Genomic DNA, 26,658 nt, shown 5'->3' with positions numbered 1-26,658 from the left:
GCTGCACTCATACCCACAAACGGGGCGCTGCTGCCGGCGGAGCGTCGGCCCGGCCGCCCCTGACGAATTCGACGGAGCTTTTGCCCGAGAAGCCCTGAATCAGGCCCAAAACGTGGTTTTAGCTCAAAATCTCCGTCGAATTCGTTGGGGCAGGGGGCGGTGTGCGGGCGATGACGTGGAAGAGGTGCCAGTGGCGGGGGCCGAAGGCCGACTGGCCGGGCCGGTCGTCTTCGACGAGATCGGCGACGTGCAGGTCGGCGAGGAGAATGTCGACCTGGCCGCGATCGTGGAAGTTCATGTCGGCACGGCCGGCCCAGTCGTCGTGGGGGCCGAAGAACTCGCCGGCGAACCAGGCACCGGGCCGAAGCGCCCTGCGGATGCGCGCCCACAGTTCCGGGAACACCGCCGGGTCGCAGAACGGCAGGGAGAAGCCCGCGTAGAGGAGGTCGGCGGCAGGCAGTTCGGGGAGTTCCTCGAAGCGGGACCGGTGGAAGGTCAGGCGGGCCTGCTCGGCCGGGCCGAGGCCCTGCCTGACCCTGGCCTCGGCGCCTGGGTCGGCGTCGAAGGCGTGCACGGTCCAGCCGGCGAAGAGCAGGTGCCGGGTCTCGGTGCCCTCACCGCAGCCCAGATCGATCGCCGTTCCGGGAGGGGCCGGAATCGAGCCGCCGGGCTCGGGGGCCGAGAAATCGGGCGCCGCGGCGGCCGATCCGGGAAACGTGCCGGGCTGCGCGGCGGCGCGGAGCTCGAGCGCGCGGAGCAGCACCGAACGCGTCGGGCGGCCTGCTTGCGCGTCAAAGAATTCGGTCCAGTCCATGATTCAGTTCTACCCGTTTAGCCGTTTAGCCGTTTAGCCGTATAGCCGTTTAGCTGGTCCCGCGGGATGCTGCGCGTGCTGCCGGGTTCGGCCGATCGCGGCCGGCGGCGGGACCGGGCGCGCATCAGGTTCCGGCGGCGACGACCTCGAGGAGGGCGGCGCCGTAGGCGTCGAGCTTCTTGGCGCCGACGCCGGAGATGCCGTCGAGGTCGGCCAGGGTGGCCGGCTTCGTCGCGGCGATGGCCAGCAGGGTCGCGTCGCCGAAAATGATGTAGGCCGGCACCCCCTGCTCTTTCGATTGGGCGGAACGCCACCCTCGCAGCGCCTCGAACAGGGTCTCCTGCTCGGGGGTGAGGTCGGCCGCGGCCGCCTTCGCGGCGCTCTTGCGGGCACCGGCCGCCGGACGTGCGGCCCGTTCGGGCTCGGTGCGCAGCTCGACGGTGCGGCGGCCCGCGAGGACCTCCGCGGCGGCATCCGTCAGAACCAGCGTGCCGTATTCGCCGGAGGTGGCCAGGAAGCCCTGGGCCAGCAGCTGCCGAACGACTCCGCGCCACTGCTGGTCGCTGAGGTCGGCGCCGATGCCCCAGGTGGCCAGCTGGTCGTGGCTGTGCTGGGTGGTGCGCGCAGTGACCTTGCCGCGCAGGATGTCGATGAGCTGGCCGGCGCCGAAGCGCTGGTTGCGCTCGCGCAGCAGGCGCACCACCGTGGAGAGCAGTTTCTGGGCGGGGACCGTGCCGTCCCAGCCGACGGGCGGCTCGAGGCAGGTGTCGCAGTTGCCGCACGGCTCGCTCGCCTGGCCGAAGTAGCGCAGCAGGTTGACGCGGCGGCAGCTGACGGTCTCGCAGAGCGCGAGCATCGCGTCAAGGTGGGCGGAGAGCTTGCGCCGGTGGCCGAGATCGCCGGGCGACTCGTCGATCATGCGGCGCTGCTGCACGACGTCTTGCAGTCCGTAGGTGAGCCATCCGGTGGAGGGCAGGCCGTCGCGGCCGGCTCGGCCGGTCTCCTGGTAGTAGCCCTCGACGGACTTGGGCAGGTCGATGTGGGCGACGAAGCGCACGTCCGGTTTGTCGATTCCCATGCCGAACGCGATCGTGGCGACGATGATGACGCCTTCCTCGCGGAGGAACCGGGACTGGGTGCGGGCACGCAGTCCCTGGTCGAGGCCCGCGTGGTAGGGCAGGGCGTTCAGCCCGTTCTGGCGCAGGAAGTCGGCGGTCGCCTCGACGGTCTTGCGGCTGAGCGCGTAGACGATGCCGGCATCCGTGGGGTGCTCCGCCTTGATGAAGGCCAGCAGCTGCTTGCGCGGCTCGGCCTTACCGACGATGCGGTACTGAATGTTGGGTCGGTCGAAGCTGGCGACGAAATGCCGGGCGTCGCCCATCTGCAGCCGGGTGGTGATCTCTTTGTGGGTGGCGTCGGTGGCCGTGGCGGTGAGGGCGATGCGGGGCACGTCGGGCCAGCGGTCGGCCAGCTCGGACAGGGCCAGGTAGTCGGGCCGGAAGTCGTGCCCCCACTGCGACACGCAGTGGGCCTCGTCGATGGCGAACAGGGCGATGGTGCCCCGGTCGAGGAAGCGTTTGGTGGCCTCGTTGGAGAGCCGTTCCGGGGCAACATAGAGCAGGTCGAGGTGGCCGGCAAGGTAGTCGCGCTCGACCTGGCCGCGGGCGGCGGAGTCCTGGCTGGAGTTGAGGAACGCGGCGCGCACGCCCACGGCGGTGAGCGCGTCGACCTGGTCTTGCATGAGAGCGATCAGCGGCGAGATGACGATGCCGGTGCCCTCCCGCACAAGCGAGGGGATCTGGTAGCAGAGGCTCTTGCCGCCACCGGTGGGCATCAGCACGACCGCGTCGTTGCCGCCGATGACCTGATCGATGATGGCGGCCTGTTCGCCGCGGAAGGAGTCGTAGCCGAAGACCGTGCGCAGGGCCTCGGCGGCGGTTGCGAACTTCGCGGTGGCACGGCGGGGTGGGGCCGCCGCCGGGCGTGCGACGACGCGGCCGGCATCGGCGGCGCCGGGCGACGCGGGGTTCCAGTCCATGGCTCCGCCGGCATAGCCGTCGGGCGGCGGCGGGGCATCGAATTCGTCGGGTGGTTCGAACTCGTCGGGATCCCACGGTATTTCGGCGTTCCAACTCACCCGGTAACTCTACCTGCGGCCTCCGACAGGACCGCGCGGCGGCATCCGTTCGCGAAAGCGGGCGAGAGGGGAATGAGCAGGCGGGGAGTCGGGAAGGCGGGAAGGCGGGGGGTGGGCTGGCGCACTCGCTAAGCTCATTTCCTATGCTTACCGCGGTCCTCGGCCTCACCGGCGCACTCATCTTCGGCAGTGCCGACTTCCTCGGCGGACTCGCCGCCAAGCGCATGAGTTCCCTGCTCGTGACGGCCGTCGCCGCGGCATCCGGGCTCGTGGCACTGCTTCTCGCCCTCCCGTTCGTGGCGGGTGCCTGGTCGCCTTCGGCCGTGCTGTGGGGAGCGCTGTCGGGGATCAGCGGCGCGATCGCGATCTCGCTGCTCTACGCCTGCCTCGCGATCGGGCCGATGAGCATCCTCTCCCCGCTCACGGCCGTGGTGTCGGCGGTCGTGCCGATGACGGTGGGACTCGCCGGCGGCGACCGACTCGCCCCGATCGGCTACTGGGCCCTCGGCCTCGCCCTCGTGGCGGTGGTGCTCGTGGGCTTCGTGCCCGAACGCGGCGCCGTGCGCCCGAGCCTGCTCGGCGTTCTGATGGCCCTCGGCTCCGGCACGATGATCGGCGCCTTCATGGTGATGATCGACCTGACCCCGGCGGACAGCGGACTTGTGCCGCTGGTGCTGAACCGGGCGGTGAATGCGTCGATCATGTTCGCCGTGGTCGGGCTGCTCGCCCTGGTCGCGCTTCAGCGGCGCCGGGCGCTGGTGCCGGTCCGGGCGGCGCAGGCCCGGGCGGCAGCGGGACCGGCTGCGGCGAGCCTTCCAGTCTCTTCGACGGATGGCGCGCCGCACCCCCGCTCGACGCTGGCCATCGGGCTGCGGCTGGCCGTGGCCTGCGGAGTGATCGACGTCGTGGCGAACGTGCTGCTACTGCTCGGCATGCGCGCCGGCGACCTCAGCGTGATGAGCGTGCTCACGGCGATGTACCCGGCCGGGACGATTTTGCTCGCCGCCGTTGTGCTCCGGGAGCGGATCGCGCCCGTGCAGTGGCTGGGCCTCGCACTCGCCCTCGCCGCGGCCGGGATGCTCGCGCTGGCCTGACGAACCGGCCGCCGGCATGCATCCGTTCACCGCCGACACCGTCACCCACTCGTTATGTAAGGCCGCGAAGAGGGTCTTGCCGCGCGGAGCGGTGCCACGGTACTGTCAGGCCCACACCTGAATTAGTGAACGACTGGTCGGTCACTAATTATCTGTTCCTCTGAAGGAGATTCCAATGAAGAAGTCTCGTATGCGCTTCATCGCGCCCATCGCCGTCATCACAGCCCTTGCGCTGACCGGATGCAGCACCTCGAACCTGGGGGGAACGGCCGAGGCCGACCCTGCCGCGGAGGCCGGCCCGATCAAGATCGGCGCGGTTCTCGACGTCACCGGCGTCGGCGCCAGCCTCGGCGTGCCGGAGCAGAACACGCTCACCATGCTGGCCAAGCAGCTCAACGACGACGGCGGCATCGGCGGCCGCGATGTCGAGCTCACCATCATCGACAACCAGTCGACCGAGGACGGTGCCGCCAAGGCAACCAGCAAGCTGATCGAGAGCGACAAGGTCGACATCATCATCGGCGCCTCGCGCACCGGTCCCAGCCTGGCCATGCGCCCCATCGCGGAAGCCGCGAAGATCCCGATGATCTCCGTCGCGGCCAACGTGGCCATCGTCGAGGGCTCGGAGTGGGTCTTCAAGACCGCGCAGAACGACGTGGTCGTGCTCGAGCGCATCCTCGACGACGCCGAGGCCAAGGGCTACACCAAGGTGGCTCTCGTGCGCGACGCGAGCGGCTTCGGCGAAGGGGTCGCGGAGTACATCACGGACCTCGGCGCCGAGCGCGGCATCACCCTCACGATGACGGAGGCGTTCGAGCCGAGCGCGACCGACTTCACCCCGCAGATGACCAACGTGCGCGGTTCGGACTCCGACGCCGTCATCATCTGGGGCATCAACCCCTCGGCCGGCCTGGCTCAGAAGGCGTACGCGCAGCTCAGCGTGAACAAGCCGGTCTACCACTCGCACGGCATCTCGAACCAGGCATTCTTCGACGCCGCCGGTGACGCCGCCAACGGCGTCGTCGCTCCGATGGGCCGCCTGCTCGTCGCTGACCAGTTGGAAGCCGACAACTCGCAGCGCGAGGTCATCGAGAAGTTCCAGGCGGACTACAGCGCGGCCTACGGCGAGCAGCCGTCCGGTTTCGCGGGCCACGCGTTCGACGCCTGGCACATCGCCGTCAACGCGATCGAGGCCGCCGGAACCGACGCGGATGCCCTGCGCGACGAACTCGAGAGTGCCGAGTGGACCGGGATCTCCGGAGTCTTCCAGATGACCGCGAAGAACCATTCCGGACTCGACGCCTCCGCCCTCATCCTGGCTGAGGCCGAGGATGGTCGCTGGAACCTCATCAAGGACTGATCGTGCTCACTGATTTCCTGCAATTGACGGTGGCAGGGCTCTCACAGGGATCTGTGTACGCCCTGCTCGCCGTCGGCCTGATCGCCGTCTACACGGTCCGCCACGTCATCAACATTGCCCAGGGCGAATTCGCGATGCTGGCCGGGCTGGGGAGCGCCTGGCTCGCCGCCGCCGGCATGCCGCTCCTCCTCGCGATCCTGGTCGCGATCCTCTCGGTGACCCTCGTGGCCATCGCGATGGAACGACTGATCATCGCACGAGTGAAGAAGCTGACCCCGCTCATCTCCATCATCCTGACCCTCGGCGTCTCGACGCTGCTGCAGGCGATCATGCTGCTGGCCTGGGGGCCCGAAGCCAAAGGGGTGCCGCTCTTCCCGGGAACCAACCTCCTGATCGGCGGGGTGAGCATCCGTTCTCAGGAATTCTGGATGATCGGCGCCCTCGTCGTGGTCGGCGGCGGAATCGTGCTCTTCTACGAGAAGTCGCGCTGGGGCAAGGCGCTGCGGGCCTGTGCGGAGCAGCCCGTCGCGGCGCGCATTGTGGGGATCTCCCCGGTCACCGCCTCGGTGCTGGCTTTCGCAATCGCGGGTTTCGTCGGGGGTGTCGCCGGCGTGGTGGCCTCCCCGATCTACCTCTCGCTCTGGTCGGGCGGCGTGCTGCTCGGCCTCAAGGGTTTCGTCGCCGCCGTCCTCGGCGGATTCGTCTCCTTCCGCGCCGCGATCGTCGGGGCGCTCCTGCTCGGCGTGATCGAGGCCTACGTGGCCGGGTACGTCTCGTCCGGTCTGAGGGACGGCGCCGCCTTCCTCATCCTCATCCTTGTGCTCGTCGTCCGTCCCCAGGGCCTCGTTCTCAAGCCCACAGCGGTCAGGGTGTAGCGAAATGACACATGCAACCACACCAACCTTCGTCGGGACGCTCTCCCCCCGCGCGCGTTTCTGGGCGAACAACAAGGGCACACTGATCGGCTGCGGCGTGCTCGTCGCCCTGATGATCGTGGTCCCGTTCACGGCCAGTTCCTCGGTCATGAACATCGTCGTCTTCGCCATGATCTTCGCCCTGCCGGCCATCGGACTCAATCTACTGATGGGCCTAGCCGGACAGGTCAGCCTCGGGCAGGCCGCGTTCTTCGCGATCGGGGCGTATACCCACGCGATCCTGCTCACCAAGCTCGACCTGCCCGGCCCGGTCGCGGCCACCGTCGGGGTGCTCGCCGCGATGCTGGTCGCCCTGCTCGTGGGCCTTCCACTCATGCGCCTGCGTGGTCACTACCTCGCGCTGGCGACGCTGGGGCTCGGCTTCATCGTGATGATCGGCGTGCGCGAATGGGACGTCACCGGACGCACCACGGGCATCTACGGTATCTCGAGGCCCACTGTCCTCGGAATCCCGATCGACAACAGCGGCTTCTTCCTCTGGTTCGTGACGCCGTTCGTGGTGATCGGGCTGATCCTGGCCCTGAACCTCACGCACAGCCGCGCGGGCCGCGCCCTCTCGGCGGTCAACGATTCCGAACTCGCCGCCGAGAGCCTGGGTGTCAACACCTATGCGCTGCGGTTGAAGGTCTTTGTGCTCTCCGCCGGATTCGCGGGACTCGGCGGCGTTTTCTACGCCTACCAGGTCGCGATCGTGAGCCCGGCGACCGCCGAATTCCACCTGTCGGTCTCGATCCTGCTGATGGTCGTCATCGGGGGTCTCGGATCGGTCTGGGGTGCCGTCGCGGGGGCCTTCCTGGTGCAGTTCCTCGGCGAGGGCATGCGGGACATCATCCCGGCCGTCTTCCCCGGAGCCACCGGCGAGGTGCAGTTGCTCGGTTACGGCATCGTCCTGATCCTGGTGATCCTGCTGCTGCCCGGCGGCCTCCACCAGGCGGCGACCTCGCTGTGGCAGAAGCTGCCGTTCGCCGGGAAACGCCCGCCCGGCGATGCCCATGCGCACGCGCACGCCGCGGAGGACGACACGACGATCCCGCAGCTCCCAGCCGTCAGCACCCCGGTCGCGGCCGGTGAGCCGATCCTCGTCCTCGAGGGTCTGACCAAGCGGTATGGCGGTGTCGTCGCCGTCAACGACGTGAGTCTCACCGTGCCGGCCGGCAGTATCCTGGGTCTGATCGGGCCCAACGGCGCCGGGAAGACGACCTGCTTCAACATGATCTCCGGAGCGTTGATTCCGAGCGAGGGCACGGTCACGTTCCTCGGCCAGGTCATCTCCGGCCGCAAGCCGCACGTCGCCGCCAAGCACGGGCTGACCCGCACGTTCCAGAACCTGCAGGTCTTCACCTCGACGGATGTCGTCGGCAACGTGTACATGGGCCGGTACCGCAAGGGAAGTGCGGGCGTCCTCCGCGGAATGCTGGGACTGCAGTCGGCTGAGCAGAGCGCCCACCGCGCCGCGTCCTACGAAATCCTGCAGTCGATGAGACTCACGGATGCCGCGGACGACTCGGCCTCGGACCTGTCGTTCGGCAAGCAGCGAATCATGGAGGTCTGCCGCGCCCTGGCCGCCGAGCCGGCCCTGCTGCTGCTCGACGAGCCGATGGCCGGCCTGTCCGGCACGGAGCGCGAGGTGATGGCCGAACTGCTGCGGCGGCTCCGGACGGCCGGGCTCACGATCGTGCTCGTCGAGCACGATGTGGCGCAGGTGATGAGCCTCGCCGACCACGTCGCGGTGCTCGACGACGGCGTGCTGATCGCACACGGAGACCCGGAGTCGGTGCGCAATGACCCGGCCGTGGTGGTTGCCTACCTGGGCACGGACCTCGACGAGGCCGAAGCAGAACTGAACGAGTTGGAGGAGCACGCATGACGCTGATCGTTTCCGGCCTGGACGCCGGCTATGGCAAGCTCGCGGTGCTGCACGAGGTCAGCTTCGAGGTGGCGCGCGGGGAGATCGTCGCCGTGGTGGGCTCGAACGGGGCCGGGAAGACGACTCTGCTGCGGACCGTCAGCGGCCTCATCCGGCCCACCGGGGGCAGCGTGACCCTCGAGGGCCGCACGATCACCGGGAAGCCCGCGGAGAAGATGGCCGGCTTCGGCCTGACCCATGTGCCCGAGAACCGGCTGTGCTTCCCGACCCTCTCGGTGCGGGACAACCTGATGCTGGGCGCCTGGACGAAGAAGGGCCACGGCGACGTCGACTCGATCCTCGAGCTGTTCCCCCGGCTGCGCACCCGGATGGGGCAGGCGGCCGGAACCCTCTCGGGCGGCGAGCAGCAGATGGTGGCCATCGGGCGCGGCCTGATGGCCAACCCGACGGCGATCATGCTGGACGAGCCGTCCATCGGGCTGGCACCGAAGGTGGTCGCCGAGATCATGGATGTGCTGTCCCGGCTCTGCGTCGAGAAGCAGCTGGCGGTGCTCCTCGTGGAGCAGAATGTGCGCGCCTCGTTCAAGATCGCGCACCGGGCTGTGGTCATGCACCGCGGACGGGTGGCGCTCACGGGAACACCCGCCGAACTGGTGGAGCTCCCCGAGGTGCACAACGCCTACCTGGGTGGCGCGACGGTGTAACGGGGCGCGGCGCGGCGGCAACGCACGCGAAGGAGGGGCGCGCACCTGGGTGCGCGCCCCTCCTTTCGGCTTGCGCGCGGCATCCGTTCCCGCACCGGGGCGGCGCGCGGGTGCTGCGCCGTTCCGCGCGTGGCGTGCCACCAGCGCAGCGGCGCAGCACCCGCGCGGGATCCGATCCGTCGCTGCCAGCAAACGATGGCTTTCGCTTCCCGAGCGAATTTGACGGCGATTTGGGTTCTCCCGCGTCCTCCGTGGGTCAGCCCTGGCCGAGCCCGCGCGCGTGGCCAACTCAGGACATCCGTTGCCGATGTCACCCGGCCACCGCAGACCAGTGCGGAACCGGTGCGGATGTCCGGCCCGGCCGGGCGGATCTCCTGAGTTAGCCACAACACACGCCGGTGCGGAGAAGGGACGGGACGGGACGGGACGGGACGGGACGGGACGGGACGGGACGGGACGGGACGGGACGGGACGGGACGGGACGGGACGGGACGGGACGGGACGGGACGGGACGGGTCAGCCGCGGCCTGAGAAGGCGGGTTTGCGCTTCTGCTGGAAGGCGGCGAAGCCCTCACGGTAGTCATCGCTGTCGCAGAGGGCCGCCTGGGCCAGGTTTTCGGCGGCGACGCTCTGCCAGAGGCCGAGGCGGTCGTCCCGGAGGGCGCGCACGAGCTCCTTGCTGGCGAGGAAGGCCTGCGTCGCGCCGCGTGCGGCCCGCTCGGCGGCCCGCACCGTGGCATCCATCACCTCGTCGGCCGGGAAGACCTGGCTGAACAGGCCGGCGGCCACGGCCTCCGCGCCCGACATCAGCCGGCCGGAGTAGATCAGGTCGAGGGCGCGGTGCGCGCCGAGCCGGTCGACGAACAGGGCATGGCCGCCGGAATCGAGCGTGGCGCCGAGGTTCGCGAATGGGGACCCGATCTTCGCGGTGTCGGCGACGTAAACGACATCCGTGGCGATCAGCAGGCCGAGGCCCACCCCCAGGCAGGCCCCGGTCGCGGCGGCGAAGGTGGGCGCCGGGAAGGCGCTCATGCGCTGCAGCAACGGTGTGACGAGTCCCCCCAGGAAACCCATCACATCGTCATCTCGCGGGTCGACGCCGGAGATGTCGCGACCCGCGCAGAACGCGCGGCCCTCGCCGCGAAGCACGAGGGCGCGCACGCCGGCCGCCTCCGCGGTCTCGTACGCGGCCTCGAGTTCGGACAGCGCCGCCGCGTCGAGCGCGTTCAGCTTGTCGGGGGCGTTGAGGACGACGTGGGCCACGTCGTCCCGGATGGTCAGCTCGATCACGGAAACCGCTTTCTGCGCTTGCGCGCCGTACCTGGGTGGCTGGCGCTACACGTCGTAGTCGACGACGACCCGGTCGGTCGTGGGGTGCGACTGACAGGTGAGCACGTAGCCGCGGGCCAGTTCATCCGGCTCGAGGGCGTAGTTCTCGGTCATCGTGACGTCGCCGCTGACGAGCTTGGCGCGGCAGGTGCCGCACACTCCCCCGGCGCAGGCGAACGGAACGTCCGGACGCACACGCAGGGCGGCGTTCAGGATGCTCTCCTTCGCGTTGACCGGCGTGGTTACCGTGGCACTCTCGCCGTCGAGGGTGAACTCGATCTCGAAGGTCTTGTCCCCGATCCCGACGATGACGGGCCGCCCGGTGTCGCCGGCGGCGTGCGCCGGCTCCCCCGTCGTGAACAGCTCGAACCGGATGTGGCCGGGCTCGACGTCCACGCTCTCCAGCGTGTCGCGGCACAGCTGCACCAGCTCGAACGGCCCGCAGAGGAACCACTCGTCGACGGCGGCGGGACGGATGATGCTGGCCAGCATCAGGCGCAGCTTCTCCTCGTCGATCCGGCCGGAGAGCAGGGCGGAGGAGCGGGACTGGCGCGAGAGCACGTGGTGCAGTGCCAGCCGGGCCGGGTACCGGTCCTTCAGGTCGGCGAGCTCGTCGAGGAACATCACGTCGAGCGCGGTGCGGTTCGTGTAGACGAGCGTGAAGCGAGAGGTCTCCGAGCGTTCGAGCACGGTGTGCGCGAGCGACATCAGCGGCGTGATGCCGCTGCCGGCGGCGATGCCGACGATGTGCTTGTCGTCCAGGGTCTCCAGCGCGGTGGTGAACGTGCCCTGCGGGCTCATCACGTCGAGGCGGTCCCCGGCCCGGAGTTCGGTGTTCGCCCAGCTGGAGAAGACGCCGCCGAGGTCGCGCTTGATCGCGACGCTGACCGAACCGAGCGCGTGCGGACGACAGATCGAGTAGCTGCGGCGTAGCTCCCGGCCGTCGATCGTGGCGCGCAGTGCCAGGTGCTGCCCAGGGTCGTAGTCGAACTCCCCCTGCAGTTCCTCGGGAACCAGGAAGGTCACCTCGACGCTGTCCTGGGTGAGCTGACGCACGTCGCCGACGGTGAGCGTGTGGAACCGGGCGCGACGTTTCGTGGGCGTTGCAGCGAGGTCGTCGGAGAGATCGGCGGCGGGGTCGAGAACGGCGGAATCGGTACTGCCCAGATTGAGTGCGGCCATGGTTACAACACCTTGAAGTAGTCGAACGGTTCGAGGCAGTCCCGGCACTCGTAGAGCGCCTTGCACGACGTCGAACCGAAGCGGGCGAGTTCCCGCGTATTCAGTGAGGAGCAGCGCGGGCACTTGACCGCGAGCTGGAGCCGCACGGTGCCGGTCGGGCGCACACCGGAGTGACCGGTCGGGGCGGCGATGCCGTAACTGACCAGCTTCGCCTTGCCCTCCTCGCTCATCCAGTCAGTGGTCCAGGCCGGGGCGAGCACCAGTTCGACCGTGACGTTCTCATAGCCGGCGCCGATGAGGGCCGACGTGACGTCGTCGCGCATGGCCTCCATCGCGGGGCATCCGCTGTACGTCGGCGTGAGGATGACGTGGGTTCCGTCGGCCGTGACGGCGACCGAGCGGAGCACACCCAGGTCTTCGATCGTGAGCACGGGGACCTCAGGGTCGCAGACCTCGGCGGCGATATCCCAGGCTTGCCGGGAGGCCGCGTCGCTCGGACGCGGCCGGGCGAGCGCCGCCATGATCACCATTTCGCGCCGGGATGCGCCCGAGCCAGCACCTGCAGCTCGGCGAGCATCGGCCCGAGGTTCTCGGAGTGGTCACCGCGGCGGCCGCCTCCCGAGGAAATGAAGCCGCGGGGAACATCGAGCTCGGCTTCGGCGAGCACGGGGAACATGGCGGCCTCCACGGCGCCCCGGAGGGAGGACGGCCGCACGGCGGCGCCCTCGAGCCGGTCGATCAGCGGCTCGTCGACGAAGAGTTCCTCAACGAACGGCCACAGGTCGGAGAGACCCGTGATCATCCGCCGGCGGGACTCCTCGGTGCCCAGCGCGAGGCGCAGCACCCATTGGATGGAGTGGTCGCGGTGGTAGTCGACCTCCTTGACGGCCTTCGCCGCGATCGCGGCGAGCGTCGCATCCGTCGACTGCATCAGGGCGCTGTAGAGCTCGAATAAGTAGTGCGCGGCGATGAACTGGCGGGCGATCGTGTGCGCGAAGTCGCCGTTGGGCTGTTCGAACAGGTGCGCGGAGCGCCACTGGGGTTCGTCCCGCCAGTAGGCCAGGTCATCCTCGGTGCGGCCGGATTCTGCCCCGGCGTAGTGCAGCAGGGAACGGGCGTGCCCGATCAGGTCGAGGGCGATGTTGCCGAGGGCGATGTCCTCTTCGAGCTCCGGTGCCCGGGAGATCCACCAGCCCAGGTTCTGGGCCAGCACGAGCGAGTCGTCGCCGAGCCAGAGCGCGTATTCCGCCACGTCGTGAGAGGCGACGGATGCCGCTTCGACCAGTTCCGCGGAGAGCTGGATCGTGTCGACGTGGCCGTGGGCGTCCTGCTCGATGGTGTCGCTCACAGGTGCTTCACCCCTTCGCTCTTCGTGTAGTAGCTCGCGTGGCGGTAGTTCTTGCCGGCGGGCGATTCGAAGAAGGCACCCTTCGCATCCGGATCGCTCGTGGTAATCGCGTCGGCCGGCACGACCCAGATCGAGACGCCCTCATTGCGGCGGGTATAGAGGTCACGCGCGTTGCGCACCGCGAGGGTGGCGTCGGGGGCGTGCAGGGAGCCCACGTGAGTGTGGCTGATTCCGCGGCTGGAGCGCACGAATACCTCCCAGAGAGGCCAGATCTCCTTTTCGGATGCACCGGGAGCGCTCACTATGCGACCGCCTTCACGGCCTGCTTTGCGGCGTACGCGGCAGCGGCCTCGCGCACCCACTGACCCTCGTCGTGCGCGTCGCGGCGGCGCTGGAGGCGTCTCGCGTTCGCCGGTCCGCGACCGGCGAGTACTTCGTGGAATTCGGTCCAGTCGATTTCGCCCATGTCGTACGCACCCTTTTCTTCGTTCCAGCGCAGGTCCGGGTCCGGCAGCGTCACGCCGAGCACCTCGGCCTGCGGCACGAGCATTCCGACGAACCGCTGACGCAGGTCGTCGTTGGAGAACCTCTTGATGTTCCAGGCCATCGACTGCGCCGAGTTGGGCGAGTCGTCGTCGGGCGGACCGAACATCTGCAAGGCCGGCCAGTACCAGCGGTTGACCGAGTCCTGGGCCATCTCGCGCTGGGCGGGTGTGCCGTTCATCAGCTCGAGCAGGATCTCGAAGCCCTGACGCTGGTGGAAGGACTCCTCCTTGCAGATGCGCACCATGGCACGGCCGTACGGGCCGTAGGACGCGCGGCAGAGCGGAACCTGGTTGCAGATCGCCGCGCCGTCAACGAGCCAGCCGATGGCGCCCATGTCGGCCCACGTCGGGCTCGGGTAGTTGAAGATCGAGGAGTAGCGGGCCTTGCCGGCGATGAGCTGCTCCGTCATCAGGTCACGGCTGATGCCGAGCGTCTGCGCGGCAGAGTAGAGGTAGAGCCCGTGTCCGGCCTCGTCCTGCACCTTGGCCAGCAGGATCGCCTTGCGCTTCAGGCTGGGCGCCCGGGTGATCCAGTTGCCCTCCGGCTGCATCCCGATGATCTCGGAGTGCGCGTGCTGGGAGATTTGGCGGATGAGGGTCTTGCGGTAGCCGTCCGGCATCCAATCGCGCGGTTCGATTCGCGAATCGGCGGCAATCAGGTCGTTGAACTGCTGCTCCTCGGCAGACACCGTGGCGGCGTTATCCGGGTCGATAGCGTAGGGAACTGGCGGGATTGTCATCGTTGACTCCTGGGTTTGGCGAACTCTTACCAACCGATCGTTCAGTTAGTATATGGTTTCCCTACGACCCCCACAACCATGCGTTGTGGCCCGCGGAACTCAATGAGGAGAACCACATGACGGAAGTTTCACCACCCTCCAGTGGTGCCATGATGGAGAACGACCGGGCATCGGCCGCACTCGGCATGGTCGTGCACGCCTCGGAGCCCGGCCGCGCGGTCGTCTCCATGCTTCTGCGGGACGACATGATGAACGGCTTCGATGTGACGCACGGCGGGATTGTCTTCGCCCTGGCCGACACGGCGTTCGCGATCGCCTGCAACGACGACCACCACGTCACGCTCGCGTCGGGCGCCGACATCACCTTCTTGAAGCCGACCGCGGCCGGTCAGACCCTCACCGCGACCGCCGTGCTGCGCACGAAGAGCGGTCGCTCCGGCCTCTACGACGTGCGCGTCACCAACGAGCACAACGTGCCGATCGCCGAGTTCCGCGGGCGAAGCCGCACCACCAACTTTCCCGTTCCCGGCTCCGTCGCACCCCAACTTTAAACCCGCATTCAACCAGGAGGCCTCATGTCAACGATGACCAAGACCCGCTTGCACGCCCCCGCCCAGGATGAACTCGATCCCGAAGAGCGGATGTCCCGTGACGAACTGCAGGCGCTGCAACTGACCCGGCTACAGAAGACCGTACGGCTCGCGTACCAGAACGTACCTCTCTATACCCGCAAGTTCGACGAGGCCGGCGTGCACCCGGACGACATCCGCACCCTGGACGATGTCGCCCTGCTGCCGTTCACGACCAAGGACGACCTGCGGGTCTCCTACCCGTTCGGCATGTTCGCGGTGCCGATGGATCAGGTCGCGCGCATCCACACCTCCTCCGGGACCACCGGGCTGCCGACCGTCGTCGGCTATACGCAGAACGACCTCAAGATGTGGGCGGGCCTGGTGGCCCGCAGCCTCCGCGCCTCCGGCGTACGGCCCGGCATGCGCGTGCACAACGCCTACGGCTACGGCCTCTTCACCGGCGGCCTCGGCGCGCACGCCGGCATCGAGGCGCTCGGAGCCACGGCAATCCCGATGTCCGGCGGCCAGACCAACAAGCAGGTCAAGATGATCCAGGACTTCGAGCCGGACGTCATCATGGCCACGCCCAGCTACCTTCTGACGATCACGGATGCGATGGTCGCGGCGGGCATGGACCCGCGCTCGTCCAGCCTCAAGGCCGGCGTGCTCGGTGCGGAGCCGTGGACCAACCAGATGCGGCTCGAGCTGGAAGCCCGCCTCGACTTCGACGCCCTGGACATCTATGGTCTCAGCGAGGTGATGGGCCCGGGTGTGGGCAACGAGTGCATCGAGACGAAGGACGGACCGCATCTGTGGGAGGACAACTTCCTGCCCGAGATCATCGACGGCGACAGTGGCCTGGTGTTGCCTGACGGCACCCAGGGCGAGCTCGTGTTCACGTCGCTGACCAAGGAGGCGTTCCCGGTCATCCGTTACCGAACCCGCGACCTCACCCGTTTGCTGCCCGGCTCGGCGCGCCCCGGCATGCGCCGGATGGAGAAGATCACCGGTCGCAACGACGACATGATCATCCTGCGCGGCGTCAACCTGTTCCCGACCCAGATCGAGGAGATCGTGCTCAGCATCCCGAGCCTCTCCCCGCACTTCGTGATCGAGCTGACCCGGCCGAACCGGATGGACGAACTGACCGTGCGGATCGAACGACACGAGCACGCCACCGACGTCGCCTCCGACATCGCCTCGGCGCTGCTGATCCACAAGATCAAGGACCTGATCGGGTCCAGCGTCAACGTGCTGATCGTCGAGCCCGGCACGCTCGAGCGCAGCACGGGCAAGCACAAGCGTGTCTACGACCTGCGCTGAGCCGGCCGCACGACCCTGGCCCCTGCCTGCCGGGGGCACCTTCCGGTGCACCGCCCCGTGAGAGAATTTTTCATTATGTCTGAACCAGCCCTCATCAAGCGCGGCCGCCCCGGGTACGACCAGCACGCCATTCTCGAGGTGGCAGTCGCCGCCTTCAACGAGTTCGGCTACGACGCCACCTCGATGGGCGTGCTCGCGACCCGCCTCGGCCTGTCGAAATCGGCGATCTACCACCACTTCACCTCGAAGGAGGAACTCCTGGACCAGGCTCTCGACGAGGCTCTCGACGGGCTCGAAGGGGTCTTGCTCGAGCAGAGCGCCCAGGTCGGCCCGGCCATCGACCGGCTCGCTGCGGTGCTGCGCGGCGCCGTGCAGGTGCTCACCTCCCGGCTGCCCTACGTGACGCTGCTGCTGCGGGTGCGCGGCAACACGGATGTCGAGCGCGCCGCGCTCGCGCGCCGTCGCGCCTTCGACCGGTCCGTGTCCGCCCTCGTGGTGGAGGCCCGCGACGAGGGCTCCCTGCGCGGCGACATCGACCCGCGGATCGTGACCCGGCTGCTGTTCGGCATGGTCAACTCGATCGTGGAGTGGTACCGGCCGGAGGGCCCGGAAGACGCCGGGCAGCTGGCCAGCGACGTGCTCGCGGTGGCGCTCGACGGGCTGCGGGTTGCGCCGGGGTCGACGGTCTCGACCGGCCTCGACAGGCTCGACCACCGGTAGAAGATTAGGGAGAAACGTGAACGGGAACTGGAAGATCACGCTCGGCGAATTGGACGAGAAGATGGGCGTGACCATCGTCGAGGAGTCCGCCGAGCGGGTCGTCGCGACGATGCCGGTGGAGGGCAACCGGCAGTCGTTCGGCCTGCTGCACGGCGGGGCATCCGTCGCCTTCGCCGAGGCGCTCGGCTCGTGGGCGGCCGTGATCCACGCGGGCCCGGGGCGCAGCGCGGTGGGGCTCGACATCAATGCGACGCACCACCTCGCGGCCCGGTCGGGGATCGTGACCGGGGTAGCCACGGCCATCCGGCTCGGGCGCACGATCGCCTGCCACGAGATCGTGATCAGAGACGACCAGGGCCGCCGGCTGTGTACCGCGCGCATCACGAACCTGATCATCGACGCGCCCGACCGGCCGCCGTTCGTACCACGGTCGCACGACGGCGCGGCACCGGTGGCCCCCACCGCTTGAGCCGAGCGGGAGGTCCGAAAAGCTCCAGCCACCCCGTCCCGAACGAATTCGACGGAGATTTTGCCTGCATCGGCCGGAAACACTCCGAAAGAGCGCTCTCAGACGAGAATCTCCGTCGAAGTGGTTCGACGAAGTGGTTCGACGCCGGGACCGGATACCGAAGGGGCACCCACCGTGATGGTGGGTGCCCCTTCTGCTGGTGCGGCTACGGCGAATGCGGAGGGTTAGAGTCCCGCGAGGTCGCTGACCGACGTGTCGCCGGGGGCCGCGTTCGTGAACGATGCTTCGATCTCGGCACGCTCGAGCAGGTCGTCCATGCGGCGGCGACGCTGCTTCGGGATGAGCGTGACGACGGTACCGGACTTGCCGGCGCGGCCGGTGCGACCGGAACGGTGCAGGTAGGTCTTGTACTCGTCGGGAGCGTCGGCCTGGATGACCAGGTCGATGTCGTCCACGTGGATACCGCGAGCCGCGACATCCGTTGCCACCAGCACGTTGACGCGACCGCTGGTCAGCATCTGCAGGTTGCGGGTGCGGCGGGCCTGGTTCAGGTCGCCGTGCAGGCTCGTGGCCTTCACGCCGGCATCTTCGAGCTGCTCGGCGAGCTGCTCTGCGTAGGCACGGGTGCGCGAGAAGATCAGCGTCTTGCCCTGGCGGTCGACGAGCTGGCCGATGATGGCGCTCTTGTCGCGGTGCTCGATCACGAGCACGCGGTGGTCGATCGTGGAGGAGGCCTGATCTTCGCCGGCAACCTCGTGCACGGCCGGGTTGATCAGGAATTCCTTGACCAGCGAGGCAACGCCCTTGTCGAGGGTGGCCGAGAAAAGCAGCTTCTGGCCGCCCTTCTTGGTCTGGCGCAGGATGCGCTGAACCGGCTCGAGGAAGCCCAGGTCGCACATGTAGTCGGCCTCGTCGAGGACGGTGACGACGACCTCGCTGAGGTCGAGACGACCCTGCTCGATCAGGTCCTCGATGCGACCGGCGGTGCCGATGATGATGTCCACGCCGCGCTGGAGGGCGCTGACCTGGCGGTACTGCGGAACCCCGCCGTAGATCTGGGTGGTGAAGAGGCCGACGCTGCGGGCGATGGGCTGGATGGTGCGGTCGATCTGCAGGGCCAGCTCACGGGTCGGGGCCAGGATGAGCGCGCGCGGCTTGCGGGCCATCTTGCGGTCCTTGGCGCCGTTGTTCTCCAGCAGCTTCTCCACGAGGGGAGCACCGAAGGCGATGGTCTTGCCGGAACCGGTCTTGCCACGGCCGAGCACGTCGCGCCCGGCGAGCACGTCCGGGATGGTCGCGGCCTGGATCGGGAACGGCGTCGCGGCACCGAGGGTGGCGAGCTCGCGCACGATGTTCTCGCCGAGCCCTAAGTCGCCGAAGCTCACACCGACGACTTCGGCAGCCGTCGTTGCGATGGCTTCGAGGCGCTCGAGCACGACGTCGTCACCGGCGGCGAAGTGCGCCTTGGTGTCGCGGTCGGGGTAGAAGTTGCTGGAGTGGCCGCCGTCGGACGCCGAGCGGGTCGGTCGCGCCGGACGGTCGGAGTTGGAGCGCTCGGAGCGGTCGTAGCCGCCACGCTCGGGGCGGGCGGAACGGTCGCCGTAGGACGGGCGGTCGTTGTTGTAGGCCGGGCGGTCGTTGTTGTAGGCCGGGCGGTCGGTGCGGGCCGGACGGTCGCCATAGGACGGACGTTCGGTGCGGGCCGGGCGGTCGTTGTTGTACGCCGGACGATCGGTACGGGGAGCACGGTCGCCGTAGGACGGGCGGTCGTTGTTGTAGGCGGGACGATCCGTGCGGGGACGGTCGCTGTTGTACGACGGACGTTCCGTACGTGGACGGTCGTTGTTGTACGCCGGACGGTCGGTGCGGGGAGCACGGTCGCCATAGGACGGGCGGTCGTTGTTGTACGCGGGACGATCGGTACGGGGACGGTCGCTGTTGTACGACGGACGTTCCGTACGTGGACGGTCGCTGTTGTACGACGGACGGTCCGTACGCGGAGCACGGTCGCCATAGGACGGGCGGTCGTTGTTGTACGCGGGACGATCGGTACGGGGACGGTCGCTGTTATACGACGGACGGTCCGTACGCGGAGCACGGTCGCCGTAGGACGGGCGGTCGTTGCCGTAGGACGGACGGTCATTGCGAGGACGGTCGCTGTTATACGAGGGACGGTCTCCGCGCGGGGCACCGCCGGTGGACGGTCGGTCGCGGTTCGGGCGGTCGCCGTAGGCGGGGCGCTCGGAGCGCTGGCCGTAGGCCGGACGGTCGTTGCCGGCGGGGCGGCCGTTGCCGTAGGCCGGACGGTCATTGCCGGTCGGGCGGCCGGCGGCACGGTCGGCACGCTCTCCGGCGTTCCAACGGGCCTTCTTGGGTGCACCCTCGGCGGCATTGTGGCCGCGGTGTCCGGGGCTCTTGCTGCCACCCTTGGACGGTCCGCCCTTGGCGGAGTACTTGGGATCGAAGTTCTTAGGCATGGAAAATGTTCCTGGGTTGTATTGGGTACATGGCAGAACAACGCCGCACACGCGACGCAACCTGAGAACCCGGGCAGTCTATGGCCGGGGCCGTTCACATACAGTGATTTTTCACCAGCGGATTACTGGGAAACCGGCCCATCCTGACTTACAAACCCATCCGCGCACACAAAAAAACACACGGTGTCAAGAGCCGACTTATCTACGTTACCTGATCGATGCCGGAATGTCGATGCCGAAAAGCGCCTGGCCATCTTCACCGCTTACTCTATTGTCATGCCGACGACCATCACCATCGAGTCCCCGCGGCAGCCGGAGATCACCGAGCTGCTGCGCCTGAGCGGCGAGTACGCCCAGTCGCTGTACCCGCCCGAAAGCAACTTTCTGCTGAGCGTCGCCGAACTCGAGCAGCCGGGCGTGGCCGTGTACGTGGCGCGGGATGCGACGGATCGCGCTCTGGGGATCGCCGCACTGGTAGGCGGGGCCGACACCGGCGACGGCACCACAAGCACGGCGGAGCTGAAGCGCATGTTCGTGCACCCGGGCCACCGGGGGCGCGGCGTTGCCGGCCGCCTGCTCGCGGGGATCGAGACGGATGCGGCGGCCCGCGGCATCCGTGAAATCGTGCTGGAGACCGGGCCGGAGAGTCATGCCGCGCTCTCCTTCTATCGGGGCGCGGGGTACCGGGAGGTTCCCCTGTTCGGTCAGTACCTGGGCGAGGCCTTCAGCGTCTGCTTCGCCAAGGCGATCCCGGGAGCGGTGCGATGACGCGGGATCGGGAGACCGCCCGCACGTCGGCCCAGGTGAGCGTGCGCCGCGCCCGGAAGACGGCGTCCTGGCTGGGTGTGACCGCGACCAGCCCGAGAATCGTGCAGGCACTCAAGGCCGCCATCGCCGTCGCCATCGCCTGGTCGATCGCGCCGTTGCTGCCCGGTGTGGCGGACGACTACCCCTACTACGCTCCGCTGGGCGCGCTGGTGAGCATGTACCCGACACTGATGAGTTCGGTGCGGAACTCCCTGCAGACCCTGGGCGGCCTCACCGTCGGGATCGTGCTCGCGGGCGCGGTCATCGTTCTGAGCGAGCCGAACGTGCTCACCATCTCGCTCGCGGTCGGCGTCGGCGCCGCGATCGCGGCCACCGGCTGGTTCGGCGCAAGTCGCGAGTACATCCCGGTCACCGCCCTGTTCGTGCTGATCGTCGGCGGGCCGAATGCGGACGGATATTCCATCGGGTATCTGGTGCAGATGACGCTGGGGATTTTGGTCGGCCTCGCCGTGAACCTGGTCTTCTTCCCGCCGCTGGCGTTCGAGGCCGTCGGCCAACAACTGACCCGCTTTCGGGCCACTCTGGCCGACCAGCTCTCTGAGGTCGCCGATGCCCTGGCCGACAGTTGGCCGCCCGAAGAGGACGGCTGGGCCTCCCGCAGCCAGGAGCTCGTGGCGGTCGGCCGCGCGGTGCGCAACGCGGTCAGCCACGCCGACGACAGCCGCAAGGGCAACCCGCGCGCGCGGGTGCATCGGCGGGACCTCCGCTCGGACTACGAGGAACTGTCGGCCCTCGAGAACGTGACCTTCCATGTGCGCGACCTGACGGAGGTGCTTGCCGCAGCCGTTTGGGGTCAGCCGGTCCAGCTCGAACTGCGCCCCGAGTTGCGGCCGGCGCTCGGCCGCACACTGCACGCCGTGGCCACGGTGCTGCGGGACTGGGATCCGGATGACACCGTCCAGGTTGCTTTCGCCGCGGCGGAGGCCGCCCTTCAGGATCTGATGACCGAATTGGACGAGCGGAGAAGCACGGCCCCGGTGACGTCGCTAGGAGTCGCGGCGACGGTCGCGATGGACGTCACCCGCATCCTGACGGCCCTCCGGCCGCATATCCTGCCGGCAGCCGCGGCCGAGGCCGAGGCCGAAAGTGACGGCGAGCCCGCCCCGGACACGACGCCGACACGCTGATCGAGGCACAGACCGACGCCGCCGAACGGGATTCGGTGCGGCGCGAGAGACGAATTACTCTCGAAGCACTACCCCGCAGCTCGGAGCACACGTGAACACCGGCCCAGGCCATCCCCGATTCGGCTCGCGTCGCATCCGTTTTCTGACGATTGCCGGCGCAGTCGGCATCGCCATTGCCGCGACGGCCCTCCTCGGCGGGTTCCGCCCGCAGCTGTATTCCGTGGCGCCCGACGAACCCGGCGACCAGCGCAGCGAGCTCGTCACGACCCAGATCGTCGGCATCCGAACGTTCGAGCGACCGGAGGGCATCACGGTCGCCGAGGATGTCGAATACGGCACCCAGGCGGACGGCGCCGTTCTCACCCTCGACGTGTGCTCGCCGGCGATCGCCCCCGCGGAGGAAACGACCCTCGAGACGGTGCCGGCGGCGACGGTGTCACCGGAGGAAGCGGCGGCGGCGCTGCGCCCGGCCGTCATCTCCATCCACGGCGGCAGCTGGGCCCGCGGCGACAAGGGGAACAGCGACTGGCGAATGGTGTGCGCCTGGCTCGCCTCCGAGGGATTCGTCGCCTACTCGGTGAACTATCGAATGGTTCCGGATGCAGTGTTCCCCGCCGCGCTCGACGACGTCGCCCTGGCCGTGGAGTGGGCCCGCGACCCTGTGAACGCCCAGACCTACGGCATCGATCCCGACCGGATCGGTGTGTTCGGCGGCTCGGCCGGAGGCAACCTCGCCGCCCTGCTCGGCACCCGCGGTTCCGGGTCGCTGACCGAGGGTGCCCGGGTGGCCGCGGTCGCCGAACTCTCCGCGCCACTCGACCTCAGCCACCAGGCGCTCGTCACGGGCCGGGCCCCGGCCGGGCTGCAGAACATCGTGCGCGACTACCTCGGCTGCCTCTCCCTGCGCGACTGCGCCAAGGCCACGGCCGCATCGCCGGCCAGCACGCTCGATCGCAGCGATCCGCCCGTGTTCCTCGGCTCGTCGACCGACGAGTACATTCCGCTGACGCAGGCCACGGGCTATGCGGCGGCCCTCGAGCGGAAGGGCGTCGCCCACGAGCTGGTCACGGTGCCGGGCACGCTGCACTCGATCGGCATCCTCGACGCAGTCATGCGGGAGAAGGTGTCCGCCTTCCTGCACACGACGCTCGGCGAGTAGCGGCGGAGCGCCCGAGGCGTCGCAGCCCTCTCGCGGCGGCGCGGCGGCGACCACGAGCGCGGGTGCGGCGGCGACCACGAGCACGGGCGCGGGCGCGGGCGCGACTAGTTCGCGGTGTCGAGCCAGCGGCGCACGACGTCACGGATCTGGTCGCGCTTCGCCAGAATGTCAGCCAGGTCGGCGACGCTGAGACTGGCCCGGATATTCGAGTGCCAGGTCAGCAGTGCGGAGGGATCGCCGTCGAACGTGGGCGCGGCGGCCTTGTCCTCCGGCGTCCCGGTGCCGAGGTGCAGGATCAGGCGCACGCCCCTCCCGTGCGCGTTCACGGTCACCCGGTCGGTGCCGTTCCAGACGTAGCTCGGCGAGTTCCACTTGATGTGCTCCGTGAGCCCGGAATGCGCGCCGAGCACGATCTGTCGCAGCGCCTCGATTTCCTCGCGGCGACCGGGCGGCTGGGCGGCAAGGAACTCCTCAACCGAGCGGTAGGTGGCAGCCATGGCAGAACCCTAGCGCTCCCCGCGGCTACGTGCCGCGGATGCGCCGGGAGAGCTGCGCGGCGGTGCTCCCGAGCTGCGCGGCGAGCGCCGGCCATTCCGCTTCGGGGATGCGCTCGCGAGGGAAGGTGACAGCCACGCCCGCGGCCGGCCAGCCCGCATGGTCGCGCACGGCCACGGCGACGGATGCCATCCCCTCGGTGATCTCGCCGTCTTCCAGGGCATACCCGTCACGGCGCACCTGCTCGAGCAGGATGCGCAGCTCCGCCGTGGCACGCGGTCCCCGATCGTGTCGCGTGGCGAAGGCGGCAGCGTTGGGGTACAGCGCCCGCAGCTGGGCTGCCGGGAGCGCCGCGAGAAGTGCGCGCCCGCTCGCGGTGAGGTGGCTCGGGAGGCGCACGCCGACATCCGTCACCAGCGACGGGCGCCGGGGCGCGCGCTCCTCGACGAGGTAGATCACGTCACGCCCGTGCAGCACGACGAGGTGGGCGCTCTCGCCGATCCGGTCGACCAGCGCGGCGATGAGCGGGCGGCCGAGGCGCGAGAGGGGCTGCTGCCGGGAGAAGCCCGAGCTCAGCTCGAAGGCCGCCAGGCCGAGGCCGTAGCGCTGCTCCTCGGGCAGGTGCACCACGAAACCCTGGTCGGCGAGCACGGCCAGCAGGTCATAGACGGTCGAGCGGGGCAGGCCGAGGGCCGTGGCGATCTGGGAGGCCGGCACCGGTCCACGCTGTGTGGCCAGATGCGAGAGGATGCGCAGCGTGCCGTGCGCCGCCGGGACCTTCGACGGGGTCATGCGCCTCTCCTCTCCGTGAACAGCGGACGGCACCCGCCAACTGTCCGGTATCCCGGACAGCTCCCAGCCTAAACCCGTCGTGCGGCCCACCCGGCTGGTGTCGAATCGGAGTATGAACCTTGCCAGCACATCCGTCACCGTGGGCACCGGCCCGCTCGAGTTCGCCGACATCACCGCGGTGGCCCGGCACGACGCCCCCGTCGTGCTGGCCGCGGAGGCCCTCGACGGCGTCGCCGCTACCCGGCGCATCATCGCGGCGCTCGCGCAGGACGTGCACCCGCACTACGGCATCTCGACCGGTTTCGGGGCGCTCGCGACGACGTTCATCGAGAGCGACCGCCGGGCCCAGCTGCAGGCGAGCCTGGTGCGCTCGCACGCCGCGGGCAGCGGCCCCGAGGTGGAGCGGGAGGTCGTGCGCGCGCTGATGCTGCTGCGCCTGTCGACCCTGATGACCGGGCGCACCGGGGTGCGGTCCGTCGTAGCCGAAACCTATGCGGCACTGCTCAATGCCGGGATCACCCCTGTCGTGCACGAATACGGCTCGCTCGGCTGCTCGGGTGACCTCGCGCCGCTCGCGCACTGCGCGCTCGCGGTGATGGGCGAAGGCCGGGTGCGGGATGCGGCCGGCACCCTGATGGGCGGCGGTGAGGCCCTGGCCGCGGCCGGCATCACCCCGGTCGTGCTCGCCGAGAAGGAGGGGCTCGCCCTGATCAACGGCACCGACGGCATGCTCGGCATGCTCGTGCTCGCCCTCGCCGACCTGGCACGACTCCTGACGACCGCCGACATCGCCGCGGCCATGAGCGTCGAGGCTCTCCTCGGCACGGATGCCGCCTTCGCCGGCGACCTGCAGGCCCTCCGCCCCCAGCTCGGTCAGGCGGCGAGCGCGGCCAATCTGCGCGCGCTGCTGGCCGGTTCGCCGCTGCTCGCCAGCCACGCCGGCCCGGACGACCCCACCGTGCAGGACGCCTACTCCCTCCGCTGCGCCCCGCAGGTGCACGGCGCCGCCCGGGACACGATGGACCACGCCGCCCTGGTCGCCGGCCGTGAGCTGGCCAGCGCGGTGGACAACCCCGTGGTGACCCTGGACGGCCGGGTGCTCTCCAACGGCAACTTCCACGGCGCCCCGGTGGGCTACGTGCTCGACTTCCTCGCCATCATCGCGGCGGATGTCGCGAGCATGAGCGAGCGGCGCACCGACCGGCACCTCGACGCCGCCCGGAGCAAGGGGCTGCCGCCTTTCCTGGCCCACGAGGTCGGCGTCGACTCGGGGCTGATGATCGCGCAGTACACCGCTGCCGGGATCGTGTCGGTTTTGAAGCGGCTGGCGGTGCCGGCATCCGTCGACTCGATCCCGTCGTCGGCCATGCAGGAGGACCACGTGTCGATGGGCTGGGCAGCCGCCCGCAAGCTGCGCCACTCGATCGACGGCTTGGGCCGGGTGCTCGCGATCGAGGTGATGACGGCGTCACGCTCGCTCGACCTGCGCGCGCCGCTCGTTCCCGGCCCGGCCACCGGCGCGGTGCGGGACCTCGTGCGCACGGTGGCCGACGGCCCCGGCCACGACCGGTTCCTCTCCCCCGAGATCGAAGCGATCGTCGAACTTGTGGCGTCGGGCGCGGTGCGGGATGCCGCGGCGGGCGTCGTCGGACCGCTCGCCTGAGGCCCCGCAGGCAGCGCAGGGCGGTACGGGATCCGGGCCGCGTCAATCGCTTGTCGGCCCCTCGGGCCCATGTCATGATGTCACCCGCTAACCCGTTGCAACCGCCCCGGAATTGCTCGTCGATGCCCGTAGTCGATGCCCTGAAACAGTGCAGTGCGGAGGCTCATGAACCTCACCTCGAGAGACCGTCGATGCCCCACCCTGCCCACGTTCGCGGGGCGCCGACTCACCGTGCCACTCACCGTGCCACTCACCGCCGCCATCATCGTCTCTCTCACGGTTCTCGGTGCACCCACACCGTCCCGCGCGGACGACAGTCCCGTGGCCGCGGCAGCCGGGCGGGCGGTCGCAACCCCCGACGTCCAAGAACCCTGTGCCGCACCCTTCCCGACGGATGCCCCGCCGGCCGCGGAACCAGCCGCTCCCGCGATGCCCGCCCTGCCCTCGAAGGCGGCTGACGCGACTGTCCCGGCAACCCCGGCCGACCCGGCTGCCGCGGACGACCCGGCTACAGCGCCCTGCCCCACGGATGCGCCGGCTCCCACACCGGTACTGGCTCCCTCGCCCGCCCCCGAGCCCACGAACACTCCCGCGCCGACGAACACGCCCACGCCCGACCCGACTCCGGTCCCCCCTTCCCAGCCGACCGGCGAGCCGACCCCGCCAACGACGCCCACCACACCCACCACACCACCGTTGAGCGGCGGAGGGCCGTCCGCGCCCACGGATCCGGAATCCGCCGCCTCGCCGCCGGCGCCTGCACAGGCTCCGCCACCCGCACCGGAACCCGCACCGGAACCGGCACCGGCACCGGAACCGGCAGATCCGACCACGGGCACTGGATCAGCCTCGGCCGGGCAAGCCGCGGCAGCAGCGGTCGCAACCGCCGCCGCCCAGTCCGCCGCAGCCGCACGGGGCGCCGAGCGCATCCGCAGCGCCGAGCGGGCCGTCGCCGCGCGGGCATCCGCCCAGCACTCC

At 69.4% G+C, this 26,658-nt stretch carries 24 protein-coding genes and 1 pseudogene; 14 read left to right on the top strand and 11 right to left on the bottom strand.

Annotated elements, in window-relative coordinates; translation table 11 throughout:
* Positions 1 to 118: 118 nt before the first annotated feature.
* Entirely contained in the window at positions 119 to 814 is a 696-nt protein-coding gene (locus E3O67_RS14965) for a trans-aconitate 2-methyltransferase (protein ID WP_135103047.1), read from the bottom strand.
* A 124-nt stretch (positions 815 to 938) separates the two neighbouring features.
* Positions 939 to 2,852: a DNA helicase RecQ gene (gene recQ / locus E3O67_RS14960; RefSeq protein WP_135103058.1), complete on the bottom strand. Its 1,914-nt coding sequence runs from the start codon at positions 2,850 to 2,852 to the stop codon at positions 939 to 941.
* Positions 2,853 to 3,094: 242 nt separating this feature from the next.
* On the opposite strand from recQ, the gene E3O67_RS14955 reads away from it, so the two are divergent.
* The 5 genes from E3O67_RS14955 (at position 3,095) to E3O67_RS14935 (ending at position 8,911) form a co-directional block, all read left to right on the top strand.
* Complete coding sequence (locus E3O67_RS14955) at positions 3,095 to 4,045, top strand: EamA family transporter (protein ID WP_134429881.1); 951 nt, start codon at positions 3,095 to 3,097, stop codon at positions 4,043 to 4,045.
* Between the two features lie 175 nt (positions 4,046 to 4,220).
* Positions 4,221 to 5,405, top strand: a complete 1,185-nt coding sequence (locus E3O67_RS14950) for an ABC transporter substrate-binding protein (protein ID WP_134429879.1) — start codon at positions 4,221 to 4,223, stop codon at positions 5,403 to 5,405.
* 2 nt (positions 5,406 to 5,407) lie between these two features.
* On the top strand, positions 5,408 to 6,280 hold the full coding sequence (locus tag E3O67_RS14945; RefSeq protein WP_166786971.1) for a branched-chain amino acid ABC transporter permease: 873 nt from the start codon (positions 5,408 to 5,410) through the stop codon (positions 6,278 to 6,280).
* Between the two features lie 4 nt (positions 6,281 to 6,284).
* The gene (locus E3O67_RS14940) at positions 6,285 to 8,207 is read left to right on the top strand and encodes an ATP-binding cassette domain-containing protein (RefSeq protein WP_134429875.1); all 1,923 of its coding nucleotides are present in this window, start codon (positions 6,285 to 6,287) and stop codon (positions 8,205 to 8,207) included.
* Positions 8,204 to 8,911, top strand: coding sequence for an ABC transporter ATP-binding protein (locus E3O67_RS14935; RefSeq protein WP_135103046.1), 708 nt, complete (start codon positions 8,204 to 8,206; stop codon positions 8,909 to 8,911). Before E3O67_RS14940 ends, E3O67_RS14935 begins: the two co-directional genes overlap by 4 nt.
* Before the next feature lie 516 nt (positions 8,912 to 9,427).
* Here the strand turns inward: E3O67_RS14935 and E3O67_RS14925 are convergent.
* Genes E3O67_RS14925 through paaA form a run of 6 tightly spaced genes read right to left on the bottom strand, consistent with a single transcriptional unit; the run spans position 9,428 to position 14,055 of the window.
* On the bottom strand, positions 9,428 to 10,201 hold the full coding sequence (locus E3O67_RS14925) for an enoyl-CoA hydratase/isomerase family protein (protein ID WP_134429871.1): 774 nt from the start codon (positions 10,199 to 10,201) through the stop codon (positions 9,428 to 9,430).
* Positions 10,202 to 10,246: 45 nt separating this feature from the next.
* Positions 10,247 to 11,422, bottom strand: a complete 1,176-nt coding sequence (gene paaE / locus E3O67_RS14920) for a 1,2-phenylacetyl-CoA epoxidase subunit PaaE (RefSeq protein ID WP_134429869.1) — start codon at positions 11,420 to 11,422, stop codon at positions 10,247 to 10,249.
* A gap of 2 nt (positions 11,423 to 11,424) precedes the next feature.
* On the bottom strand, positions 11,425 to 11,952 hold the full coding sequence (gene paaD / locus E3O67_RS14915) for a 1,2-phenylacetyl-CoA epoxidase subunit PaaD (protein ID WP_241979247.1): 528 nt from the start codon (positions 11,950 to 11,952) through the stop codon (positions 11,425 to 11,427).
* Positions 11,946 to 12,770, bottom strand: coding sequence for a 1,2-phenylacetyl-CoA epoxidase subunit PaaC (paaC, locus tag E3O67_RS14910; protein WP_134429868.1), 825 nt, complete (start codon positions 12,768 to 12,770; stop codon positions 11,946 to 11,948). Before paaC ends, paaD begins: the two co-directional genes overlap by 7 nt.
* Entirely contained in the window at positions 12,767 to 13,072 is a 306-nt protein-coding gene (gene paaB, locus E3O67_RS14905) for a 1,2-phenylacetyl-CoA epoxidase subunit PaaB (RefSeq protein ID WP_104102564.1), read from the bottom strand. The genes paaC and paaB overlap by 4 nt, the downstream gene beginning before the upstream one ends.
* Complete coding sequence (gene paaA, locus E3O67_RS14900; RefSeq protein WP_134429866.1) at positions 13,072 to 14,055, bottom strand: 1,2-phenylacetyl-CoA epoxidase subunit PaaA; 984 nt, start codon at positions 14,053 to 14,055, stop codon at positions 13,072 to 13,074. The genes paaB and paaA overlap by 1 nt, the downstream gene beginning before the upstream one ends.
* 116 nt (positions 14,056 to 14,171) lie before the next feature.
* Here paaA and paaI point away from each other — a divergent pair, with 116 nt between their 5' ends.
* The 4 genes from paaI to E3O67_RS14880 all read left to right on the top strand — a co-directional run bounded on the left by paaI (position 14,172) and on the right by E3O67_RS14880 (position 17,139).
* A complete protein-coding gene (gene paaI, locus E3O67_RS14895) occupies positions 14,172 to 14,606 on the top strand; it encodes a hydroxyphenylacetyl-CoA thioesterase PaaI (protein ID WP_134429864.1) in 435 nt (144 codons plus the stop codon).
* Positions 14,607 to 14,639: 33 nt separating this feature from the next.
* Positions 14,640 to 15,950 (top strand): phenylacetate--CoA ligase PaaK, encoded by a 1,311-nt coding sequence (gene paaK / locus E3O67_RS14890; RefSeq protein ID WP_134429926.1) that lies wholly within the window; start codon positions 14,640 to 14,642, stop codon positions 15,948 to 15,950.
* Positions 15,951 to 16,025: 75 nt separating this feature from the next.
* Positions 16,026 to 16,670 carry a TetR/AcrR family transcriptional regulator gene (locus E3O67_RS14885; RefSeq protein WP_134429862.1) on the top strand — a complete coding sequence of 215 codons (645 nt, stop codon included), beginning with the start codon at positions 16,026 to 16,028 and terminating at the stop codon, positions 16,668 to 16,670.
* Between the two features lie 61 nt (positions 16,671 to 16,731).
* Positions 16,732 to 17,139 carry a hotdog fold thioesterase gene (locus E3O67_RS14880; RefSeq protein ID WP_134429923.1) on the top strand — a complete coding sequence of 136 codons (408 nt, stop codon included), beginning with the start codon at positions 16,732 to 16,734 and terminating at the stop codon, positions 17,137 to 17,139.
* A gap of 224 nt (positions 17,140 to 17,363) precedes the next feature.
* On the opposite strand, the gene E3O67_RS14875 is transcribed toward E3O67_RS14880, so the two are convergent.
* Entirely contained in the window at positions 17,364 to 19,616 is a 2,253-nt protein-coding gene (locus tag E3O67_RS14875; RefSeq protein ID WP_135103045.1) for a DEAD/DEAH box helicase, read from the bottom strand.
* Positions 19,617 to 19,892: 276 nt separating this feature from the next.
* Between E3O67_RS14875 and E3O67_RS14870 the strand changes: the two genes are divergently transcribed.
* From E3O67_RS14870 to E3O67_RS14860, 3 genes are all read left to right on the top strand, one after another.
* Positions 19,893 to 20,384, top strand: coding sequence for a GNAT family N-acetyltransferase (locus E3O67_RS14870; protein ID WP_135103044.1), 492 nt, complete (start codon positions 19,893 to 19,895; stop codon positions 20,382 to 20,384).
* Positions 20,381 to 21,571 carry an aromatic acid exporter family protein gene (locus E3O67_RS14865; protein WP_135103043.1) on the top strand — a complete coding sequence of 397 codons (1,191 nt, stop codon included), beginning with the start codon at positions 20,381 to 20,383 and terminating at the stop codon, positions 21,569 to 21,571. Before E3O67_RS14870 ends, E3O67_RS14865 begins: the two co-directional genes overlap by 4 nt.
* A gap of 91 nt (positions 21,572 to 21,662) precedes the next feature.
* Positions 21,663 to 22,730, top strand: coding sequence for an alpha/beta hydrolase (locus E3O67_RS14860; protein WP_167726679.1), 1,068 nt, complete (start codon positions 21,663 to 21,665; stop codon positions 22,728 to 22,730).
* Between the two features lie 104 nt (positions 22,731 to 22,834).
* Here the strand turns inward: E3O67_RS14860 and E3O67_RS14855 are convergent, their stop codons facing one another.
* Positions 22,835 to 23,227 (bottom strand): DUF1801 domain-containing protein, encoded by a 393-nt coding sequence (locus E3O67_RS14855; protein ID WP_134426752.1) that lies wholly within the window; start codon positions 23,225 to 23,227, stop codon positions 22,835 to 22,837.
* 25 nt (positions 23,228 to 23,252) lie between these two features.
* Positions 23,253 to 24,017 carry an IclR family transcriptional regulator gene (locus tag E3O67_RS14850; RefSeq protein ID WP_134426754.1) on the bottom strand — a complete coding sequence of 255 codons (765 nt, stop codon included), beginning with the start codon at positions 24,015 to 24,017 and terminating at the stop codon, positions 23,253 to 23,255.
* A 112-nt stretch (positions 24,018 to 24,129) separates the two neighbouring features.
* On the opposite strand from E3O67_RS14850, the gene hutH reads away from it, so the two are divergent.
* Positions 24,130 to 25,680, top strand: coding sequence for a histidine ammonia-lyase (gene hutH, locus E3O67_RS14845; protein ID WP_134426756.1), 1,551 nt, complete (start codon positions 24,130 to 24,132; stop codon positions 25,678 to 25,680).
* 165 nt (positions 25,681 to 25,845) lie between these two features.
* Positions 25,846 to 26,658, top strand: a pseudogene (locus tag E3O67_RS17140) (hypothetical protein); the annotation flags it as partial.

Origin of the sequence: Cryobacterium sp. TMT3-29-2, from assembly GCF_004564305.1 — a bacterium.
Lineage (GTDB): Bacteria > Actinomycetota > Actinomycetes > Actinomycetales > Microbacteriaceae > Cryobacterium > Cryobacterium sinapicolor.
Note: the sequence above shows the minus strand (reverse complement) of the source record. Positions and strands in the feature narration are given on the sequence as shown.

Coding starts and splice junctions, on each gene's coding strand:
- E3O67_RS14965 (WP_135103047.1), bottom strand. CDS start 814: ATGGACTGGACCGAATTCTTTGACGCGCAAGCAGGCCGCCCGACGCGT.
- recQ (WP_135103058.1), bottom strand. CDS start 2,852: ATGGACTGGAACCCCGCGTCGCCCGGCGCCGCCGATGCCGGCCGCGTC.
- E3O67_RS14955 (WP_134429881.1), top strand. CDS start 3,095: ATGCTTACCGCGGTCCTCGGCCTCACCGGCGCACTCATCTTCGGCAGT.
- E3O67_RS14950 (WP_134429879.1), top strand. CDS start 4,221: ATGAAGAAGTCTCGTATGCGCTTCATCGCGCCCATCGCCGTCATCACA.
- E3O67_RS14940 (WP_134429875.1), top strand. CDS start 6,285: ATGACACATGCAACCACACCAACCTTCGTCGGGACGCTCTCCCCCCGC.
- E3O67_RS14935 (WP_135103046.1), top strand. CDS start 8,204: ATGACGCTGATCGTTTCCGGCCTGGACGCCGGCTATGGCAAGCTCGCG.
- paaE (WP_134429869.1), bottom strand. CDS start 11,422: ATGGCCGCACTCAATCTGGGCAGTACCGATTCCGCCGTTCTCGACCCC.
- paaD (WP_241979247.1), bottom strand. CDS start 11,952: ATGGTGATCATGGCGGCGCTCGCCCGGCCGCGTCCGAGCGACGCGGCC.
- paaA (WP_134429866.1), bottom strand. CDS start 14,055: ATGACAATCCCGCCAGTTCCCTACGCTATCGACCCGGATAACGCCGCC.
- paaI (WP_134429864.1), top strand. CDS start 14,172: ATGACGGAAGTTTCACCACCCTCCAGTGGTGCCATGATGGAGAACGAC.
- paaK (WP_134429926.1), top strand. CDS start 14,640: ATGACCAAGACCCGCTTGCACGCCCCCGCCCAGGATGAACTCGATCCC.
- E3O67_RS14885 (WP_134429862.1), top strand. CDS start 16,026: ATGTCTGAACCAGCCCTCATCAAGCGCGGCCGCCCCGGGTACGACCAG.
- E3O67_RS14880 (WP_134429923.1), top strand. CDS start 16,732: ATGGGCGTGACCATCGTCGAGGAGTCCGCCGAGCGGGTCGTCGCGACG.
- E3O67_RS14875 (WP_135103045.1), bottom strand. CDS start 19,616: ATGCCTAAGAACTTCGATCCCAAGTACTCCGCCAAGGGCGGACCGTCC.
- E3O67_RS14870 (WP_135103044.1), top strand. CDS start 19,893: ATGCCGACGACCATCACCATCGAGTCCCCGCGGCAGCCGGAGATCACC.
- E3O67_RS14865 (WP_135103043.1), top strand. CDS start 20,381: ATGACGCGGGATCGGGAGACCGCCCGCACGTCGGCCCAGGTGAGCGTG.
- E3O67_RS14855 (WP_134426752.1), bottom strand. CDS start 23,227: ATGGCTGCCACCTACCGCTCGGTTGAGGAGTTCCTTGCCGCCCAGCCG.
- E3O67_RS14850 (WP_134426754.1), bottom strand. CDS start 24,017: ATGACCCCGTCGAAGGTCCCGGCGGCGCACGGCACGCTGCGCATCCTC.
- hutH (WP_134426756.1), top strand. CDS start 24,130: ATGAACCTTGCCAGCACATCCGTCACCGTGGGCACCGGCCCGCTCGAG.